This window comes from Flavobacterium cutihirudinis, from assembly GCF_003385895.1.
GTDB lineage: Bacteria > Bacteroidota > Bacteroidia > Flavobacteriales > Flavobacteriaceae > Flavobacterium > Flavobacterium cutihirudinis.
Window position 1 is genome coordinate 575,162 of record NZ_QRDQ01000009.1, and the last position, 20,810, is coordinate 595,971.

Annotated in this window: 11 protein-coding genes; 1 reads left to right on the forward strand and 10 read right to left on the reverse strand. The window is 36.4% G+C overall.

The window, feature by feature from the left end; translation table 11 throughout:
* Positions 1 to 36: 36 nt before the first annotated feature.
* Both BD847_RS13275 and BD847_RS13280 read right to left on the reverse strand, forming a co-directional pair.
* Positions 37 to 5,220, reverse strand: coding sequence for an HYR-like domain-containing protein (locus BD847_RS13275; protein ID WP_115888750.1), 5,184 nt, complete (start codon positions 5,218 to 5,220; stop codon positions 37 to 39).
* Between the two features lie 116 nt (positions 5,221 to 5,336).
* The gene (locus tag BD847_RS13280) at positions 5,337 to 5,933 is read right to left on the reverse strand and encodes a phage tail protein (RefSeq protein WP_115888751.1); all 597 of its coding nucleotides are present in this window, start codon (positions 5,931 to 5,933) and stop codon (positions 5,337 to 5,339) included.
* 522 nt (positions 5,934 to 6,455) lie between these two features.
* On the opposite strand from BD847_RS13280, the gene BD847_RS13285 reads away from it, so the two are divergent.
* A complete protein-coding gene (locus BD847_RS13285; RefSeq protein ID WP_115888752.1) occupies positions 6,456 to 8,192 on the forward strand; it encodes a tetratricopeptide repeat protein in 1,737 nt (578 codons plus the stop codon).
* 82 nt (positions 8,193 to 8,274) lie between these two features.
* Here the strand turns inward: BD847_RS13285 and BD847_RS13290 are convergent, their stop codons facing one another.
* The 8 genes from BD847_RS13290 to BD847_RS13325 form a co-directional block, all read right to left on the reverse strand.
* Positions 8,275 to 9,285 (reverse strand): hypothetical protein, encoded by a 1,011-nt coding sequence (locus BD847_RS13290; protein ID WP_244201602.1) that lies wholly within the window; start codon positions 9,283 to 9,285, stop codon positions 8,275 to 8,277.
* 14 nt (positions 9,286 to 9,299) lie between these two features.
* Complete coding sequence (locus BD847_RS13295) at positions 9,300 to 10,490, reverse strand: hypothetical protein (RefSeq protein ID WP_244201603.1); 1,191 nt, start codon at positions 10,488 to 10,490, stop codon at positions 9,300 to 9,302.
* 157 nt (positions 10,491 to 10,647) lie between these two features.
* Positions 10,648 to 11,562 carry a DMT family transporter gene (locus BD847_RS13300; RefSeq protein WP_115888755.1) on the reverse strand — a complete coding sequence of 305 codons (915 nt, stop codon included), beginning with the start codon at positions 11,560 to 11,562 and terminating at the stop codon, positions 10,648 to 10,650.
* Positions 11,563 to 11,579: 17 nt separating this feature from the next.
* Positions 11,580 to 12,698, reverse strand: a complete 1,119-nt coding sequence (nagA, locus tag BD847_RS13305) for an N-acetylglucosamine-6-phosphate deacetylase (RefSeq protein WP_115888756.1) — start codon at positions 12,696 to 12,698, stop codon at positions 11,580 to 11,582.
* Between the two features lie 8 nt (positions 12,699 to 12,706).
* Positions 12,707 to 15,910 carry a LamG-like jellyroll fold domain-containing protein gene (locus BD847_RS13310; RefSeq protein ID WP_115888757.1) on the reverse strand — a complete coding sequence of 1,068 codons (3,204 nt, stop codon included), beginning with the start codon at positions 15,908 to 15,910 and terminating at the stop codon, positions 12,707 to 12,709.
* Between the two features lie 91 nt (positions 15,911 to 16,001).
* The gene (locus tag BD847_RS13315; RefSeq protein ID WP_115888758.1) at positions 16,002 to 17,189 is read right to left on the reverse strand and encodes an AGE family epimerase/isomerase; all 1,188 of its coding nucleotides are present in this window, start codon (positions 17,187 to 17,189) and stop codon (positions 16,002 to 16,004) included.
* Between the two features lie 111 nt (positions 17,190 to 17,300).
* Positions 17,301 to 19,406, reverse strand: a complete 2,106-nt coding sequence (locus tag BD847_RS13320) for a GDSL-type esterase/lipase family protein (protein ID WP_115889020.1) — start codon at positions 19,404 to 19,406, stop codon at positions 17,301 to 17,303.
* A 130-nt stretch (positions 19,407 to 19,536) separates the two neighbouring features.
* Entirely contained in the window at positions 19,537 to 20,772 is a 1,236-nt protein-coding gene (locus BD847_RS13325) for an MFS transporter (protein WP_115888759.1), read from the reverse strand.
* Positions 20,773 to 20,810 lie beyond the last annotated feature (38 nt).

Genomic DNA, 20,810 nt, shown 5'->3' on the forward strand with positions numbered 1-20,810 from the left:
TATGCCAGTACAATTTTCAAATTGTACTGGCTGATTTTATTTGTTTACAATTACTTTTAGCGTCTTTTTGATGTTTGGAGTTTCAATAACTACAAGATACATCGTGCTATCGGCTATTGGCAACTGTATTTCCGTTAGTGCACTTGAAGATTTTACCGTTTTGATCAACTGACCTGTAACAGTGTAGAGATTAATTTGCATTTTCTCTAGCTCTTCTGAAGGGAAATCTGTTTCAATAGTAATCACTTTTCCGATTTGAATCGGATTCGGATAAAGTTTCGCTGACAATGATTTCTGTGTTGAAACTCTACTGTTGCAAGTTTGCAGAATCTGTCCGTCTTTGGTCTTCATCTTAACACTATATTCTGCAGATGGATCTAATGCATCATTTACATTATCTCCTGCTGAATAATATTGTCCAGTTCCTACTAACTGACCGTTTTTAAACCATTCATAAGAAACAAATTCATATCCTCCATTGGTCTGCGGATTATTGTTTACAAGTAAAACATTGTTGAATTTTTGACGAACAATATCATCGAATTTGAAAGGCCTTTGGATGTTCACTACATAATTAGAAGTAGTAGAACCATCTTCTGAAGTTACAGAAACATTCTGTTTGTATATTCCAGCTTTTGGAATATCAACAATGAAATTTTCTGACGGAAGAATGCTTGCATTTGCATCGTTTGAAATCGAAATTGCAACATTCTCCTCACCACATTCCATCAGATAATTTATTTCCTGAGAAGGGTTTTTATAAACCTGACCACCAATCGTAATTTCTGATATTGTGGCATCATTATTTTTATTGGCTTTAATAATCAAACGCTGCGTAACATTTTCAGCTGGCAGGTAATTATCATCACCATCCTGATGTGCTGTAATTACTATTTCTCCTTCTCTTAAAAGATTCACCAAACCATCAGCAGAAACATTTGCTGGAGGCAATGCCGAATTATAAGTAAATGAATAATTCAAAGGCAGACCTGAAGTGGTAACAGCATTTAAATTAAAACTATTATCTCCCAGAATTTTTTCAGGCAAAGCATCAAAAGTAATTTGTTGCGTTGCTTTTTTAATTTCAAGTTTTGCGCTTAAAACCACTGGAGTACAATTACCAAAAGAAGAAGATACCGTCGCAGTAATAGCATAGTTTCCAGCATTAATTCCTCCATTTTCTGTTCCTGTAGTTGCTGAGTTCGCATATGTAACCGTGGCACCAACTGGAAGATTTTCTACTTCTAAAACATGCGATTTGCCATCGTAAGTGTAAGAAGCATCACTGAAAGTTACCGATTCCAGTCCTGATGCTGACACCTGTACAAGTTGTTGTTGAGTTGACGTATTTCCATTTCCGTCATCATATGTCCATGTAATTGTATAATTACCCTGAGCCGAATACACAAGCGGATCTGTTGTTGTTCCGGTAATAGTTCCTGCGCAATTATCCGTTGCGGTTGGCGCTACAATTGTTCCGGCACTTATACCGCACGTAGCTACAATATCAGCAAGTTTCGTTACGTTGGCAACTGGAGCAACATTATCTTTTACAATAACATTTTGTGTTTGTGTAGAAACATTTCCGTTTCCGTCATCGTAAGTCCATGTAATTGTATAATTACCTTGAGTTGAATATGTCAGCGGACTTGTTGTTGATCCTACGATAGTCCCTCCACAGTTATCCGTTGCCGTTGGAGCTGTAACTACAACTTCACATTGACCTAAAACATCTGAAAGAACTGCGATATCTGCAACCGGTGCAACATTATCTTTCACAATAACATTTTGCGTTTGTGTAGTAACATTTCCGTTTCCGTCATCATAAGTCCACGTAATAGTATAATTCCCTTGAGTTGAATATGTCAGCGCATCTGATGTTGCTCCTGTAATAATTCCTCCACAATTGTCTGTTGCAGTTGGTACAGTTGTAACTGTAGCTGAACATTGACCTAAAACATCTGAAAGAACTGCGATATCTGCAACCGGTGCAACATTATCTTTCACAATAACATTCTGTGTTTGTGTAGTAACATTTCCGTTTCCGTCATCGTAAGTCCATGTAATAGTATGATTACCCTGAGTTGAATATGTTAGTGCATCTGATGTTGCTCCTGTAATAATTCCTCCACAATTGTCTGTTGCAGTTGGTACAGCCGTAACTGTAGCTGAACATTGACCTAAAACATCTGAAAGAACAGCGATATCTGCAACCGGTGCCACATTATCTTTCACAATAACATTCTGTGTTTGTGTAGTAACATTTCCGTTTCCGTCATCGTACGTCCATGTGATAGTGAAATTCCCTTGAGTTGAATAAGTCAGCGCATCTGATGTTAGTCCTGTAATAATTCCTCCACAATTGTCTGTTGCAGTTGGTACAGTTGTAACTGTAGCTGAACATTGACCTAAAACATCTGAAAGAACTGCGATATCAGCAACAGGTGCAACATTGTCTTTTACAATAACATTTTGCGTTTGTGTAGAAACATTTCCGTTTCCATCATCGTAAGTCCACGTAATAGTATGATTACCTTGAGTTGAATATGTCAGCGGACTTGTTGTTGTACCCGCAATTACTCCTTTACAATTATCTGTCGCTGTCGGAGCTGTAACTGTTACTCCACATTGAGAAACTACATCCAAAAGAGTAGCAACATCAGGAACTGGAGCTGTAATATCATCAATAGTTACATTTTGCGTTTGTGTTGAAGTATTTCCATTTCCGTCATCATAAGTCCAATTAATTACATAGCTTCCTTCAGCAGCATAAGAAGTTGGATCTAATGTTGTAGCCGTAATTACTCCTTTACAATTATCTGTTGCAGTTGGAGCCGTAACTGTTACTCCACACTCAGAAACTATACCTAGAAGATTAGGTACGTCAGCAACCGGAGCTGTTACATCATCAATAGTTACATTTTGTATTTGTGTTGAAGTATTTCCATTTCCGTCATCATAAGTCCAATTAATCACATAGTTTCCTTCAGCAGAATAAGAAGTTGGATCTAATGTTGTAGCCGTAATTATTCCAGCACAATTATCTGTCGTAGTTGGAGCTGTAACCGTAACTCCACATTCTGAAATCACATCTAAAAGAGTCGGAAAACTAATAAACGGAGCTGTAGTATCACGTATGATTACGTCTTGTGTCTGAGTTAAGGTATTTCCATGTCCATCATCAAATATCCAGTGAATTGTATACTCACCCTGAACTGAATATGTAAGAGGATCTGTTGTTGTAGCTATAATTATTCCTCCACAATTATCTATTGCTGTTGGCGCTGCAATTGTGCCTGCAGGTATTTCACATTCCGCTACTAAGGCAGAAAGAACGGTTGCATCTGGAACTGGAAGTGTAGTATCATCAACAATCACATTTTGTGTTTGTGTTGAAATATTTCCATTTCCATCATTGTACGTCCAATTAATTGTATAATTTCCCTGAGTTGAATAACTAAGAGGACTTGTTGTGGTAGCTGTAATTAGTCCTTTACAATTATCAGTTGCTGTCGGAGCAATAATTGTACCTAGTATTATTTGACACTGAGAAACAATATTAGGAAGATTAGTCACATTTGCAACTGGTGCTGTAATATCATCAACAGTCACATTTTGTGTTTGTGTCGAGGTATTTCCATTTCCGTCATCATAAACCCAATTAATTACATAGCTTCCTTCAGCAGAATAAGAAGTTGGATCTAATGCTGTAGCCGTAATTATTCCTTTACAGTTATCTGTTGCTGTTGGAGCCGTCACCGTAACAGCACACTCAGAAACTATATCTAGAAGAGTAGCTGCATCAGGAACCGGAGCTGTAATATCATCAACAATAACATTTTGCGTTTGTGTTGAAGCATTTCCATTTCCGTCACTATAAGTCCAATTAATCATATAGCTCCCTTGAGAAGAAAAAGAAGTTGGATCTATTGTTGTACCCGTAATCATTCCTACACAATTATCTGTTGCTGTTGGAGCTGTTACTGTTACTCCACATTCAGAAACTATAGGTAAAAGATTAGCTACATCAGGAACCGGATCTGTAGTATCATCAACAATTACATTCTGATTTTGAAAAGTAATATTTCCATTTCCATCATTAAATTGCCAGAAAATTGTATAGTTACCTTGAGCGGAATACGTAAGCGGACTCAGTGTCGTAGCTGTAATTAATCCGGCGCAGTTGTCTATTGCAGTTGGAGCTGTAATTCGACCAGCAACTACACTACATTGTTCCCTAACGTCTGGTAAACCAGGAAGCGTAGGAACTGGAGGAGCTAAGTCCTGATTAGCTCCAATGGTTACAGCTATGTATGCAAAACATCCATTAGTATCTCTTACCGTTACAGTATACGTTCCCACAGCAAGATTGTTTACTGTCGCACTTGTTTCACCATTTGGCCATTGATAATTATAGGGTCCTGTTCCTTCAATAGCTGTAATAGTTGCACTACCATCTGCCCGACCAGGACATGTAGCATTATTCTCTACTTTCGACAAGATTATATCGCACACGTTAATAATTGAAATCACAAAACTTTTTTCAAAAGATGCTCCTCCTTGATCAGTGGTTCTTACACGAATAGTATAAAATGATTTTATTTCGTAGTTTGGACTACTATTTATTCTTAATTCGTTTCCGATGATTGAAAAATAAGCATTATCAGTACTTCCTGCTCCTCCAACTAACGAATAAGTAAAAGTACCGCCAAGATCCGGATCTGTTGTAGTGAATAACCCTACAGAAGAAAGCGCAGGTACATTCTCATTTATAAAAGCATTCGTTAAAGAAATATCTGTGGGTGCCTGATTTGGTGGTGCAATTACTGGAGTTCCCCCGCAATCTGTTGTTGTCGCTGTTTCATCAAACGGCAAATAGTTTGAAGTTGGCGCAGTTGCAGCGCTAGAAATTGCATAAAAATAAGGCTGTCCATCCAAAAGAATAACCCATCGGTCTTCTGGCAGTCCTAACTCAACGGCAGGTATAAAAACCAAATAAGCTTCAGCACTTATAGGCGTACTTTGATAAGTAATACTAACATTGGCATTATAATAAGCCGGTTTGCTATTATAGGTTGGAATACTGCTATTTCCTCCCTTAACAAAGGTTTGTGTCCCTATAAAACAAGAACCGCTAATTGTTACATCCTGTGCATTAGTGAAAAAAACACTAAAAAAGAACAGAAAAAACAACAGCATTTTATTTGTATATTTTTTCATTGGTATAAATTTTTATACAGAGATTCTATCTGATTTTCTCAGTGAAATCTCTTAGAGTTTAATTTATAAAATGGGTTTTGCAGCCCATAATTAGTCAGCATAAAATGCTGGGAATATTATGGTCTTTGGGGAAAAACTCCTTCTGTAGCAATAATATAATTGACTCCCAAATAAGGTTGTTGAATATTAATCGGTTGACTTCCTCCTGTGATTCCAATTGCCAAAGGACTCATATTTACCTTAGCTCCTGATGTATCTGTAGTATATTCTTTATCTAAAACGGAAGTATCGGCATGTAAAGCATTTTGCGGAACATTTGTATTTCCAGCTAATGTAGTTCCCACTAATTGATGGCTATGTGCAGGCATATTTGAAATCAAAATTGTAGTTGATGTTGAACCACCTACTTCACCCAATTCTTTTGTTTCTCCATTTTGCGCCACCCCTTGTCCAACAGGTACTCTATTTCTTAAATCAGGTAATCCAAATGTGGTTCTACCATCACCTCCATAAGTGGTTCCAAGTATCGAAAACAAAGCGGTGTTTTGTTGGATTGATAGCAATTGACCATTACAAAGAGCCCAGCCTCTGGGAGCAAAATTACCAGCAAATATTGTAATCTGACCCAAAATTGGTACATCTTGAGCAGAAACTTTATTTACAGATAAAAAGGATGAAATAACAAATACTAGAATAAGGTAATTTTTTTTCATGAGAAGATTTTATAGATTGATTAGTAAAATGATATTTTATTTGATTTAAAAATTAATGTGTGACTTTTAATTGTCTTTGAATAAGAAAAAATGGAGCCCTAAATTTTATGCAAACACAATCGCATCCTTTCGTTTCAGAATGTTTTTTTAGCAATAAATTTGAAAATGAAATGAATTTACTTTTGCAAACAGAGCGTAGATATTTCCTCTATCAGTAAAAATTGGGCATAACAAAAAGCTTGAAGAGTAATTTAAAATCATAGGCTAATTATTTAAAAATGGGACAAAACTCAGAAAAAGAAAAAAGCTTTTAATTTCACTTTTATCTTTTCAAACTGAATAGCATGACCACAAAAATAATTATATAAAATACTATTCCGAAAAATACAGGGTGGACAAATTAGGGGACATTTTTTTTAGAAATCCTGAAAAATCAACACTTTAGACATCAAAGCCTTTGAATACAACCATTCTTTTTACTACTTTTACAGTCCAAAAAACAAAAGTAACCACCAAAAGTAAATGCCTTTAAATAAAAACTACTTTCTCATTTTATTTTTTGTTGTCTTTCATTTAAAAGCGCAAAACAATATAATTCAGACTTCTTCTTATGGGAAAGACAGAGTAAGTTTAGAAGCAATATTACAACAGGAAAAATCTTTTGACAATGATACTACAGCATTAAAAACTTATTTAAATCCTTTAAATAAAACGTCGTACTACAGTGTTTTTTACGACGCATTACTTGCCAACGGTTACAGCAATTATTACAACGAAATTAATCCGAAAAGCAACTTTCATTATCTGCAGTCCCGCAAAAAGGCTTTACTTTTAAAACAGCCCAACATTGAAATCTGGACGGAACTCAATTATGTATTCTACCTTTATCATCATCGCAATTATGTAGAGATGACTCCGCTCCTGCTCAAAGTAATTGATGATATCAAGAAATTACCTGCTGAGAAACTTCTTTTACCCGGCGATTCATTCAAAAAAATTGGGTGGATTATGCAAACGCTCGGTGACTATCCGGAAGCGCTGCATTACTTAACGCTTGCAAAAAAATATACCCCTCAAAAAAGTGCTGATTATGCTGCAATTGTATATTCTATTGGTTTTAACTACTTAAGCACTTCAAATCTCAAAAAAGCAGAATCTTATTTTTTGCAAAGTGCCATTCTCGCACAAGAAATTGGAGACGAAGTTCGTTATGCCAAAGCAATAGGTGATTTGGCTATCATAAAACAAAAAAAAGGGGATTTAAAAACGGCAATTTCGCTTCTTCAAAAAGACATTAGCATTTCTAAATCTCAGAAAAGCGATCAAAATACAATGTACGCTTTAATAAAGCTGGCTGAACTTTATGTCGCCGACAAAAATTATACAGATGCAGATCAGTCCTTGAAAGAGGCTCAGCAAATTGCACTTTCAAAAACGTACTTTGAAAAATCTGAACTTCAAATTATTCAGCTTAAATTGAAGATTCTGCAACAGCAAAACAAAACGGAGAATGAACTGGTTTTAAGAAGACGCATGCTTGTTCTTGAAGATTCCTTAAAAAATAAAGATGGCGACATCGCTATCAGCAAAGCAAACTGGATGATTCAGAAAACAAAATTTCAAAATAACCTCAAAACCACAAACGAGCAATACAAGCATGAAACTTCTTTAAAGAATATCTATGCCGCAATAATTATTTTAATTTTTATAGTATTGATTGTACTCTTTTTTAGCTTTAAAAAACGTCTAAAAATTAGAAATACGGAGTACAATCAAAAAGTTAACTCTCTGAAAATTGAAAAAATTAAAAACGAACAAAAACTTTCTGAAGTAAATGAAAATTTAAATCTTCAGGAAGAGTTTTTAAAAGACAAAAACAATCAGATAAAAAAATTAAACGCGGAAATAGATAAAATTAAACAATCTAAACCTAACGATGTCGAAAAAGGAAATCTGGAAAATTTACTGGATTCTCATTTGATGACAGAAAGCAACTGGAACAATTTTAAGAAAGAATTCCAAAAGCAACATCCTGAGTTTTATCGATTACTGGAAAACGATTTTCCTGAAATTACAGATTCAAACAAAAGAATATTGCTGTTGCAGAAATTAAACTTAAAGAACAACGAAATTGCCGAATTACTAGGAATAACACCTGATGCAGTCAAAAAATCGAAACAACGTCTTAAGAAAAAACTGGGCGACAAATCTGATTTACTTTTTGAACATCTTCAGACAAATAAGAAAAAACCGAATTAAATAAATGAATTCTAAAGTCTATAAAAAAAGCCTGTAAATCAACATTTACAGGCTTTCTTATTTTATATAAATAACTGGAGATTTAATTATTCTGCTCAGCTATAACAGATTTATTCAATTTTAAAACCCTGATTTTTTTATTTGCGTTATCCGATAAAAAAATACGATCACCCAATAACGCCGTGCTCACAATACTTCCGAAAGGATTTTGTCCCATAATATCCGAAACATTTACAAGTGGATTATAGTTTCTGCCATTAAATTCCTCTTTTGGGTAAATTCTCAAATACGAAACACTTCCCACATTTTCTGCAGTTACCGCCCAATCTTCGGTATACGTAACAGCAATCGGTTTACGATCTGTAAACGGAGTTTTTTCAGGCTCAATTGGTGTCGTAAGCGAATTAGTCGCATTTGCCTTAATATTCGCAATATCATAATACAAATAACTTTTCGCATCACGACCTGCAACTACCAGCTTTCCGGAAAAAACATCCATAGCATAAATTTCAGTGTAACCGTTTAATGTATTCAGTTGAGCAATTGGTTTTAAATTCCATTCACTTGTCTCCGTAATTTGAGAAGTTTCAAATACTTTTATGGTCGTATTTTTTTCCTTCACAAACACCAAACCTTCTCTAACGGTAACACCAAAAACGTGAACAAAAGTTTGCCACCATTGTCCGTTACCTACCGTACTAATTCCTGCCAACGTTGCTTCATCCATTACAAAAAGTCGGGAATCTGTACTTCCTAGATAAATACGACCATTATCAATAGAAACAGAAGTCAAATTGGTTAGCGCAATTGTACTGTTTCCTTTAACATAATTTGAAACTGTTTTAAGATGATTAAGCGTCAAAGCATCAAAAACCTCTAAAACATTTCCGTTGCAGACATATAATTTTTCTTTTGAAACCGCAATCGCTTTTGGATCAAAAACGCCATTACTTCCGCTGATACTTTCAGCTGTAATCGACTTTTCATCCGTCGGATAATAATAATTGTAATTTGTAGGTTCAATGTCAAATGAATCTTTACTGCAATTTGTAAAGAAACAAAGCATTAAAATTAGCATTAAATAATTCTTCATGTTTATCTTATATTTTAGTTCCATTTTCCCTCTCCTTTGTATTTAAGCAAAAATGTGTTTTTCGGACTGATTGTAAATACCGGTTTTTTGTATGTTCCGGTTAGGTAAGCCGTTTTTGTCCATCCTTTTAAAACCTCAGGATCTGTAAAAGGAAGATCATTCAGATAAATCAGATATTTATAAAATTGGGTAAGCATTTCCTGTTGGCCTCCGCCTTCACCACTATTGGCTAAATTACTGCTGTGGCTAAAACCAATATGATGTGAGTATTCATGCGACCAAACCGACATTTCGCCAAGCCAGTGCCCGGTAACGTAACTAGATTCCCATTGCGAAGCCAAAGGTCCTCCGCCCCATGCAGAATCTCCTCCAACCATAGCCATGTAGACAGTTCGGCTATCAAGATAATTCCAGTATATTTTTTCGATTTCGTCTTTAGTCAAATAATCATAAACGCCATCTTTATCTTCGGCATTTCCGTGCCAATTAATGGCGCCGTTTATGGTCGTTGTTCCTGCTGTCGCTGCTTGTTCCTGTTTGTATTTGTCGAAATTAGTAAACGTACTGTAATACAAAGGATGGCTTAAAGCATACGAATAATTGATGATCATTGTGATCGCTTCTTTTGCCAATACGGGATTCATTGGAAGAAATTTTCCTAATTCATTGGTATGATACGAATCGCTAAACTGAACTAAATGTGATGATTTAATTTTTTTGAATTTTTGGAATAATGGATCCTCCGATTCTACTGAAAACTCGATCGCGCCAGACGAGAATCCGTCAATTTTATCGATCGTAACGGTGTTTCCTGTTTCTAAAAGATAATCATTCTTACCAGCCGTAAGCGGAATTTTATGGAATGAACGATGAAATGCCGGAATTTTTGTGAAACTGTAAAGCAAAAATCGCTTTTCGTAATTCGGTAGTTTGGCATAAATTTTCACATCTGTTAAGCCAACTGGAGAATAAAGAGATACTTGTACAGAATCTTTTCCTTTTTGAATAACCTGAAGCGGTTGATTTACGCGAAACCAACGATCGGTTTTGTCGTACATTTTTGAAGGACTTTCGTCGTCTTCGAACATCGTCATCGGACGATTCTCTTTTGGCAGACTGGTCGCATCAATACTGGGCAGATAATTTGGCTTGTAAGCATCACCTTCGGTTTCGTGATCGCTGCAGCCAAAAATAATACTTGACATGAGTGCAAGTAAAAAATAGTGAGTGGTATTTCTCATAGGTTAAGATTAAGTAAGTAATATCTGGGGAATATTTAGTACAAAACTATCAATTCGATAGTGAAAAACAAGACAATTGAAAGAAAAGTTATACTTTAATTTTTTAATAAAGTAAGTTTATTTAGTTCTTTTTTTCCTTAGAAGCAAGGTTAGCATACAAACCAATTATTACAAGCAAAACTCCAAAAAGAGTATATAATGTAAGCGGTTCCTTTACCATAAAATGAGCAATCAAAAAGCCAAATATCGGACATAGAAAAAGCCAGTACGAAGCTTTAATCGGATTTAGTTTTACCAAATACAACCAAACCTGAATAGCGCCAACCGATACCGCAATAGCCAGCCAGGAAGTAGAAAACCAAAAACCAGAATCGAAAGTGTTTTTATTATCCTGATAAGTCATTAAAACCAATGGCATCAAGAACAGTCCTCCCAGAATCGTTTGCCAGCCGTTGATGGTCAGAATATCCAATTTGTTCCATTCCTGCATCGAATAATAAATCGTTCCTAAGGAGTAAGCAATCATGCTTACTATTAAAATCAGTATACCGGAGGGAGTTGCAAAACTGCTTTGTAATAAAGGATAGGCAGCTAAAAAAACACCTGCAAAACAAAGCAACAGACTAATAATGTTCTTGAACCTGACTTTGTGCGATAACCAAATTGCTGAGATCAAAACAATAAAAACAGGATTAGTCGCAACTGCTAAACTCCCCAAACCGGCAGATACTTTTTGCATTGCAATGACGTATAAACCCAAATAAAAAGTAATATTCAGCAACCCGTAAATACTGATTTGAAACCACTCTTTTTTTTGTGGCAGCCGTTTTCTCATTATTACATGCGAAATAAAAAGCATAACACTTCCGGCAATGGCAAATCTAAAAATAGAAATTACGAAAGGTTGTGCAGAATGCAGTCCAATTTTGGTTGCGGTCGAAGCCGAAGCCCACAGAAACGAAAAAACAATTCCTGCGAAAATAATTTTCCAGTCTTTGAATTTTATGGCAGTCTGGAAGATTTTATCTTTAATCATTTAATGGTTTCTTTGGCTTACGAAAAATTTAAGGTTTCAATTGAAGATAAATCATCGTTGAATTTGACAAAAGTTGCTGGAAATCCAGGTTTTATTTTTCCGATTTTATCCTGCATTCCAATTGCAGCTGCCACTCTCGAAGTTGCCATTTTTATCGCTTCATCTGCTGAAACATTCATATGATTGAAGGCATTTTGCACCGCTTCGAGCATTGATATTGTTGCGCCAGCCAAATTACCATCTTCATTTCTGTAAAAACCATTTTCCAGATGCGCATCAAAATTGTCCCATTTAAAATAAGCCACTTTGCGTCCTAAAAAAGTAGCATCACTAATTAAAAAGAATTTATCCTGTTTTTGTTTGTAAGCAATTTTTGCCGCTGCATAATCGCAATGTGCACCATCTAAAATAAGAGGCGCATACACATTTTCATTTTCAAAAACAGCTCCAACCAAACCAGGCTCACGATGACCAAATTGTGTCATGGCATTGAACAAATGCGTTACCAATTTTATTCCTTTAGAGAAATAAAACTGTGCTTCTTTATGCGTAACGGTCGAATGACCTATTGAAATCTCAAATCCGCTTTCGATCAGCATATTTAGTTGTTCTTCTGTAAAACATTCCGGTGCGATAGTAATCACTTTTATAACATCTTTTCCGAGTTTTATAATTTCTTCCAACTCTTGATTGGTTGGTTTTCTGACCTGATCAATACTGTGCGCGCCTCTTTTAAGTGGATTCAGAAATGGCCCTTCCAAATGCATTCCAATTACACCATTATTGTGTTTTTTCATATAATCGCGAACGGCCTCGATCCCTTTTAAAATAGTTTCATTTGAAGATGAAATAAGACAAGGCAAAACGTGTGTGGTACCATATTTTAAACTTGAATCATAAATATCCTGAATCGTTTCTTCGTTTGGTGTCTGGCTGAAATAATATTTCTCTCCTCCATTAATTTGAATATCTATGAAACCCGCTGCAATGTGATTTCCCTGCAAATTGATGTGACTGCAATCATTTGGAATCTCTTTTTGGACTGAAATAATACGACCGTTTTCTATCACAATAACGCCGCTGTTTATGATTTCTTCTCCAGTATGCACAGTTGCATTGATAATCGCTTGTTTCATTTTTTATTTTATTTCTTTACTATTTTACTGTTGATTACAGTTTCTGAATCACTTACTTTTAGAAAATAAACTCCGGTTTTTTGATCTCCCAAAGAAAAGAAGGTTTCTTTTTCATTTGATCTCAATACTTCTTCTCGGATCATTTTCCCTGACACATCAAAAATTTTCAGATCTACTTTTCCTTTCGCATTATTAATTCTGACTCTAACCAAATCTTCGACCGGATTTGGGTTCAAATCAATGCTGAAATTTTGTATTTCAGATGCTGTACTTCCTTTTGATTTTCTGCTCGTATTGCCAGTTTCCAAAGGTACAAATGTATCCGCACCATTGCTAAGCCAATTTAAACTGAAACGAACAAAATACATTTGATACGTTGAATTTTCGCCATTTTCATAATAGATTCCGATCGTTCCATCAGACAACACGGTTAGACTTGAATAAGCCGAAGCACCCGCAAATATTGTTTTTGGTGCTCCCCAACTTGTTCCTTCGTCGGTACTCATTTGTACGCTAACATTTTTGCGGCTTCCCGAAAACGGAATCGAATGCAACAAACGATTCTTATCATAACCGTCTAAAGTAGATGTATAGCGTATAAAATCTCCATCACAATTAGGATCCGTAATACTGGTTTGATTGTAAGCCGTTCCCCATGTTGCTCCTTTATCTGTGGAAACATTAAAACGACGTGTTCCCGAATTTCTTATGCTCATCATAATGTTTCCATTATTCAGTTCTACTACTTTGGCTTCATCGCCATCTAATTCTGCTCTTCCGGTCGAAGCGGTCCAGGTTACACCATGATCTGAACTTGTAATCATATAATTATTGATATGTTCTGTTCCCGAAACGTTTTCTCTCACCGCAATTGCAGCTACAATTTTTCCGTCACGCAGTTGGTGCGCTCTTCCTGATGCAACAAACAAACCTTTCCAATTCGGATTTGGGCCATAAATTTGGCTCGTTACATCAACAGGAGTTCCCCATGTTACACCATTATCCGAACTTCGAATTACTAAAACCTTTGCCGGAGCAGCATTTGTAGATGCAAAAAAACCTTTCTCTGCAGAAACCAAACATAATAAATCTCCATTGGTTTTATCCAAAACCAAAGCAGCATCGCCCGCGCCTGTAGCCGCTCCAAAATTTGCAATTGTTAATGGTGCCGACCATGTTTTTCCGTTATCTGTACTTCGACGTACGACCGGATCAATTTTTGCCGCTAAATCTCCCGCTCCATTCCATCTTTTATCGGTTACCGTTACCAGCGAACCATCGGCAGCAGTGATGATTGCCGGAATACGGTAATTTGAAGAACCCGCATCGCCAGGCGTAAATAAAAGCGTGTTCGCTAATAAAATCACACGATTTCCAGTTACCGAATTTGATGTTGTCGAATACGTTATTCCATTTGCAATAATCGATTCGCAAGTTGCATCCAACAAATTTCCTTCGGTTGCAGAAGCTGAAACATCATAAGTTATCCAAAAATAATTGTCTCCGGAAATTAATGCTTTCGAGCCGTTTACAGTAAGATTTCCGCTTGACGGGACAACACTTCCAAACAATGTAGCTGTTGCTGAATTAAAAATGGCTGTATTTCCGCTTGAATAGATTTTGATATTTGTTACATCACTGACATTTGAAGTTCCAGTCATCGTAAACTTTAATGCGCTTACCATTAAAGGATTGAGATTTCCGCTCACGGATGCTTTTACCGCAATAATTCGCTGATCGATATCACCTAATCCTGTTGGTAATTCTGTTTGAACCAATGAAACCGAATTGATCTGCATTTCATTTGTCTGAGCAATTACTGAAGCTCCATTTACCAAAGTTCCCGGATGATTACGACCTGAAATATCAGGAACTGTTATACCACTTACATTTTCAAAATCCCAAGCTGCAAGTAAATTTGATTCAGAACCGGTAATAGAAGCTGTTTTATCAGTCAGTACTTCGGCTGCAGTCATGGCTTTGCTCCAAAAACGAATATCATCGATTTGTGCATTCATATAAGAAGAGAAATTACTCAATGTTCCAAATAAGAGATCACCAGTATTCGAAACTGTATTGCTTCCTCCAATATTTGTTGATGTTTTCGTTTGTTGTAAAACACCATCAACATAAATTTTGCAGCTTGTTGTCGCAACATCAACTACCATTGCCAAATGATGCCAAACAGCATTTGCAATAGAGGATGTGCCGTAAGGAGGCCCAGCCGCTCCTGCACTAGTTGTTAGGTTGACACCGAATTGCCCTCCGCCTGCTGAAGTATTATTTATAAATTCATATCCAATTCCGGAACCATTTGGACGTTTGCTTAGAATGCGTTTTCCAAAATCGGCCGTTTTGATTTTGCAGGTTACAGTCAGACTTTGGCCTGCAGCCAAATTAAAATCGCTGTGATTGGTAACTGTCATATAATCATTAGTTCCGTCCAAATTTAGAACCATCGGAAAAGCATTTGAAAAAGTAACCGATCCAGATAAAGTACCTGTATGATTATTTCCGGAAACATCCGGAACAGAAGCAGAAGTGATATTTTCAAAATTCCACGCAGCCAAAAGATCTGTGGTTGGTCCATTGACAATCGCTGTCATATCCACTTGCAATTCGGTCGCCGACATCACTTTATTCCAAACACGGATATTATCAATTTGCCCTGCCCATTTATAACTATTTGCTGAATCTGAAGTAGCACCAACAACAAAATTTAAAGCATTGGAGAAATCAGAAGTTACTGAAGTAAACGTTTTTCCGGTATTAGCCAAAACGCCATCAATATAACCATACATTGTTCGATTGCTTGAGGCATCCATAACTAGTGCAATATGATGCCAGTTTCCATCGGCAATAGAATTTGCAGAATAACCCGCAGTACTAATATTGTTGGGCGTTCCGGTGCCGCTCATATTCATTGCGAACTTTCCTGCATTTGTGCCATTTCCGGTCCAAAATTCATAACCGTTTCCGGATGCGCCATTTCTTTTTGCAAAAATTCTTGGTGTTCCGGTATTTGTTGTGGTTTTAATCCAACAGGTTATTGTTTTATTTTGACCCGATCCAAAATCAAGATCGGAATGATCAGCCACAGTCATAAAAGTTGAAGTTCCGTCAAGGTTTAAAACTTTACCACTTTGTGCTTTTGTACTTAAACTGAATAAACACATAAAACACGAACACAAAAAGAGTACTACATTCTTCATAGTTTTTGATATTTGGTTATAATTTGGTTAGTAAGCATAAAATTTAATACAAAAACACAACAGTTTGACTGGCGATCAGCAAGCCACAAAACTATTGCTTTTCCAGATATTCGTTTAATATTTGCGTGCAATACCATTCCTGACGAGGCAAGTGAAATGGTCCTTTATAGAGATTGCCTTTAGCTGTTTGTGCTACACTTCCGTCTCTGTGCAAATAACCAAACCATTCTCCGTTTTCTTTATCATGAAATTTATCATACGAATAATCGTGAATCATTTTGTGCCATTTCGCATATTTTTCATTTCCAGTCATGGTGTAGGCCAACAATGTTGCAATAATAACTTCATTATGCGGCCACCAGAATTTCATATCCTGCCAATATTCCTGAACCGGCTGATCGTAAACATCTTTAAAATACATTATTCCGCCGTATTCTTTATCCCAACCGCGTTCCCACATATAATCCAGCATTTTACAACCCAATTCAATAAAATGCTGATCGTTATTTCTGTACTTTGCTTCATGCAAAATAAACCAGGCTCCTTCAATAGCATGTCCTGGATTTAAGGTGCGTCCGTCAATATGATCGATAATCGAACCGTCTGGAGCAACTTGTTCCATGACACATTTTATATCATCTTTCACAAAATCTCTTTCAATTTCAGCAATCCATTTTGTGATCCATTCATCGCAGCGCGGATCTCCAATATTTTCTCTTAATTGCTGTGCCGTATTAATCATAATCATTGGAGAACCAATTCCTTTTGAAGGTCGGACAGCTGTATATTTTGGTTCCAACAAACCTGGTGTCGTAGTATATTTGATACATTCTCCAAACAAATAACGCGCTTGCTCAGCGATTACCTCGTCTCCGCTTGCTTTTGCATAAGCACTCATTGCGATTACAGCAAAAGTTTCTGAAAAATAATAACGGCGTTTGCGAATAGGACTGCCATCCTGCGTTAAATGAAAAAACATTCTTCCATCTGAATCAAAACAGTGTTTATTTATAAAATCAATTCCGGATTTTGCTCCTTCAAGCCATTCCATTTTCGGCTCGACCGTATTATAAAGCGTTGCCAAAAGCCAGGCCGTACGCCCTTGAAACCAGACTGATTTGTCTGTATCAATTAAATCTCCGGTTTTGTCGCGCATTAGTAAGTAACCGCCGTGAAGTTCATCAATCGAACGCGGAAACCAAAATGGTACGGTATTATTAAGTAATTGATTCTGATAAAAATCTTTTAAATCTATTAAATCAGTTTTCGAATAGCTCATTTTATATGTTTTTATACCTGAAATGCAGGTTGAATTTATATTGAATAGGTGAACTTGCTTTAGAAAGAAAACAGTTCTTTTAAAGCGTAAAAAAAAATATGGAGATGCTCTCTAGTTTTTATTAATGGATGAAAGTTCCAGCTTAAAAGTTGAACAAGGAAGATTCGCTTCATTTACCAAATTGGCTGTTGTATAAGGCTTCCATGCGTATAAAACCTCTTTTATATTTTCGTTATCCGGAATTTTGATCCGCACTTCACTCCCACTGATTTCGGCTTTGCACTCCATCCGGATTCCTTTGTCGGTCACTAATTCAAAACCGATTAAATCTTTTTTATCTGCCGTCAATAATTGTTTGGCATTTGAAAAAGAAACTTCAATTACATCTCCTTTTTTTATTGCCTTAACTGCTTCCGGACCATTTGCTTTAACTGCTTTTCCATAAGTATTTCGCAATGCTAATAGCGAAAGCCTGTCTGCAATTTGTTTTTTTTGTATCGGATGAACATTTTCCGGATTACCATAATCCATACTAACTGCCATTCCGCTATTTGGAATTTTCTTTTGAATTTTATTTTGCATGTCCCGAAAAGATGGCCATGAAGGACGATCTATTCCAGAGAGCTGAACAAAGTAAAAAGGCAATGAAGTTCCCCAGGCTTTCCGCCAGCTTTCTACTAATTCCGGTATTAGATGTTCGTACAATTCAACATTATGCGCGTTGCTTTCGCCTTGATACCAGAGAAATCCTTTTATTGGAAATGCTGTAAAATGCGAAACGCCTGCTTCATAATTGTAACACGGATCGTAAGGATGACGCTGTTTTGGATTCACTGCATTTTTCAAATTTTCATCTGCCCGCGAGCGTACCCAAGGCTGTATAAAATCTGATTTTCTCCAGTTTGTCAATACATCAACCACTTTATCATCGTGTTCCAAAACATATCTTGGAAACCATGATTCTATTGGTGAACCGCCAACAGCAACTTGAATTAAACCAATTGGAACATTTTCTTCCCGAACAATATTTTGCCCGAAATAATAGGCTATTGCCGAAAAATTCTTTGCACTTATTGAATCACAAATTTTCCATTCGCCGGAGAAATATTTCAGCTGATTTGTTTTTTCTAATGTGGCAGCATCCCAAGCTTTTTCATCTGTGTCCTGAATCGCTTCGAAATTGAATAATCGAAGATTGGTATTGTCTCCTGCTTTTTTTACTTCAGAAAATCCGTTTTCAGATTTTATTAAAGGAAAAAGCATATTTGACTGTCCCGAGCAAAACCATACATCTCCAATTAGAATATTTTTTAAAATGATATTTTTATTTGATGCCGAAACCGTAATTTGATACGTTCCTCCTGATTTCATTGCTGGAAAAACAGCTTTCCATTTTCCGTATTCATTTGCAACAGCTTTCAATTTCTGATTATCAAAAATTACTTCCAATTTTTCTCCTCCGTTTGCAGTTCCGTAAATTCCAATTGGCTGATTTCGTTGTAAAACCATATTATCAGAAAATACGGGAGCCAATTTTAAGCCACCAAAATCCTGAGTAACATTTGAGTAAACCGTTTCCGCCAAAATCTTTGCTCCTTCTTTTGTGGGATGCAAAGCATCTGGAAAAAGATCCGGACGTACGTATAATTTTTCGTGAAGATCAATTAAATAAACGTTATTCACTTTTGCGATTTCGCTGATATGCTCCTGAATCTGCCAAAACCAATCTCTTGTACCCGATTTAAAACGAGGATGTTCATTAAATATCGGCGTCATTCGACAGATATAAATTTGCACTTTCGGGTTTTGCTTTCTTAAAGTATCGATAAGCCAAAAATAATCGGCATTGAAATCGTCTTTATAATTAGGCCAATTTCTCGGATCAGTATCATTTAATCCCAAATGTATAATCGCAATATCCGGTTGATACGAAATTGCATCCTTACATTCCTGCGTTTTATCGTAAGGTTTACTTCCTTTTTTTAAGAGCGTTGCACCACTGTGTCCAAAATTTTTAACTTCAAATTTCCCACCCATTAAAACCTGAAGCTGTGACGGATAAGATTCGGTTGAAGGATTAGCCAAAAGATAGCCAGCCGTTACAGAATCTCCAATGCATGCCACTTTTACGGCAGTCTGTTGTGCATTTAAACTTGTCTGAAATGCAGCTAAAAGACCGACTATAAATAAAAATAAAATCCGTTTTTCTGTTCTCATTTTTCTTTTCATTGTATTAAAATGGAGCAAATTATGAGCTGGGCAAAGCGCAAGGCTCCGCCCAAGCTTATAAAAAACCAAAAAGCTAACCAACAAATCTAAATTGTAAAATGGGGTAAATTAATACGTCCTACAGGTCATCAAAGTCATTTACTTTAGGACGCAAAAAACTTATTTGTACTATCAGAGCAATCAGAACGACACCGGCCATTAAAGAAAATCCATAACCCAGATTCCCGGTATCGGCTGATTTGCCTAAAAGAGAAGTGACCAATGCGCCACAGCCAACTCCTGTCATATTTAGAACGCCATAAGCTGTTGCCCGATATTTTGATGAAACGAACTGACAGATTATAGGCATATTATTCGCATCGAACATTCCGTATCCTATACCAAAACACAAAACTGCGCCAACCACATGAAACAACGAATGCCCAAAACCTATCAGCATAAGTGCAGGAATCGTTAAACTTAAACCAATTGCACTCGTATAAATTCGTCCTTTTATATTTTTCTGAACCCATTTATCAGATAAAACGCCTCCAAAAAGTACACCCAACAAAGATGAAAATGAAATAGTAATAGTTGCCAAAGGTCCGGCCTGATCCATTGTAATGTTCAGATTATCCGAGAACAAGGTCGGAAGCCAATTTTTAGTTGCCCAGCCCGGTAAACTGATGATTGCAAAATAAAACAAAATTACCCAAAATGAAATATTGGTGAATAATAATGCCAGACCTTTCAGCAAAGGAACTTTTTCATTTGTTTTATTGAATTCGGGATCAAAAACCTTTGTCTTTTTCTCGTACAAAAAGAAAATCAAAATAATAGAATACACCACTCCGACAATTCCGAAATGATGAAAAGTCGAATTCCAGGAATAACGTGCTGCGATTGTTGCACCAAAACCACCCAAAGCCGAGCCCACATAAAGTCCCGTCATATGAATACCAATGGCAAGCGATCTTGTTTTCTGCTGATGATAATCGGCAATGAGTGATAAACCGGCAGGAATATATAAGGCTTCACTAACGCCCATAATCGCTCTCAGCCAATACACCTCATCGTATGTTTTCGCATAACCCATTGCATAAGTAACTGCAGACCACACGAACAAACTGCCAATTATTAACCATTTTCTATTTACTTTATCTGCAATAACTCCCGAAACAGGACTCATTAAAGCATAAATCCAAAGAAATACAGCCATCAAACGTCCAAAATTTTCACCTGAAACAAGTTCCGGAATATCGTTTTCCATTGATGGTCTCATGGTCGCCAACATTTGCCTGTCCATGTAGTTCAATAAAGCTACAATCCAGAGTAACGCTACTACGAGCCAAGGATAATATTTAGAGTTTTTCATTTTTGGTTTGGTTAATTTTTTTATTAGTTATCCTTAAT

Bases quoted from the DNA above. Each gene is read 5' to 3' on its own strand.
- BD847_RS13310 (WP_115888757.1), bottom strand. From the start codon at position 15,910: ATGAAGAATGTAGTACTCTTTTTGTGTTCGTGTTTTATGTGTTTATTC.
- BD847_RS13290 (WP_244201602.1), bottom strand. From the start codon at position 9,285: ATGAAGAATTATTTAATGCTAATTTTAATGCTTTGTTTCTTTACAAAT.
- BD847_RS13320 (WP_115889020.1), bottom strand. From the start codon at position 19,406: ATGAGAACAGAAAAACGGATTTTATTTTTATTTATAGTCGGTCTTTTA.
- BD847_RS13325 (WP_115888759.1), bottom strand. From the start codon at position 20,772: ATGAAAAACTCTAAATATTATCCTTGGCTCGTAGTAGCGTTACTCTGG.
- BD847_RS13295 (WP_244201603.1), bottom strand. From the start codon at position 10,490: ATGTCAAGTATTATTTTTGGCTGCAGCGATCACGAAACCGAAGGTGAT.
- BD847_RS13280 (WP_115888751.1), bottom strand. From the start codon at position 5,933: ATGAAAAAAAATTACCTTATTCTAGTATTTGTTATTTCATCCTTTTTA.
- BD847_RS13315 (WP_115888758.1), bottom strand. From the start codon at position 17,189: ATGAGCTATTCGAAAACTGATTTAATAGATTTAAAAGATTTTTATCAG.
- BD847_RS13300 (WP_115888755.1), bottom strand. From the start codon at position 11,562: ATGATTAAAGATAAAATCTTCCAGACTGCCATAAAATTCAAAGACTGG.
- BD847_RS13285 (WP_115888752.1), top strand. From the start codon at position 6,456: ATGCCTTTAAATAAAAACTACTTTCTCATTTTATTTTTTGTTGTCTTT.
- nagA (WP_115888756.1), bottom strand. From the start codon at position 12,698: ATGAAACAAGCGATTATCAATGCAACTGTGCATACTGGAGAAGAAATC.
- BD847_RS13275 (WP_115888750.1), bottom strand. From the start codon at position 5,220: ATGAAAAAATATACAAATAAAATGCTGTTGTTTTTTCTGTTCTTTTTT.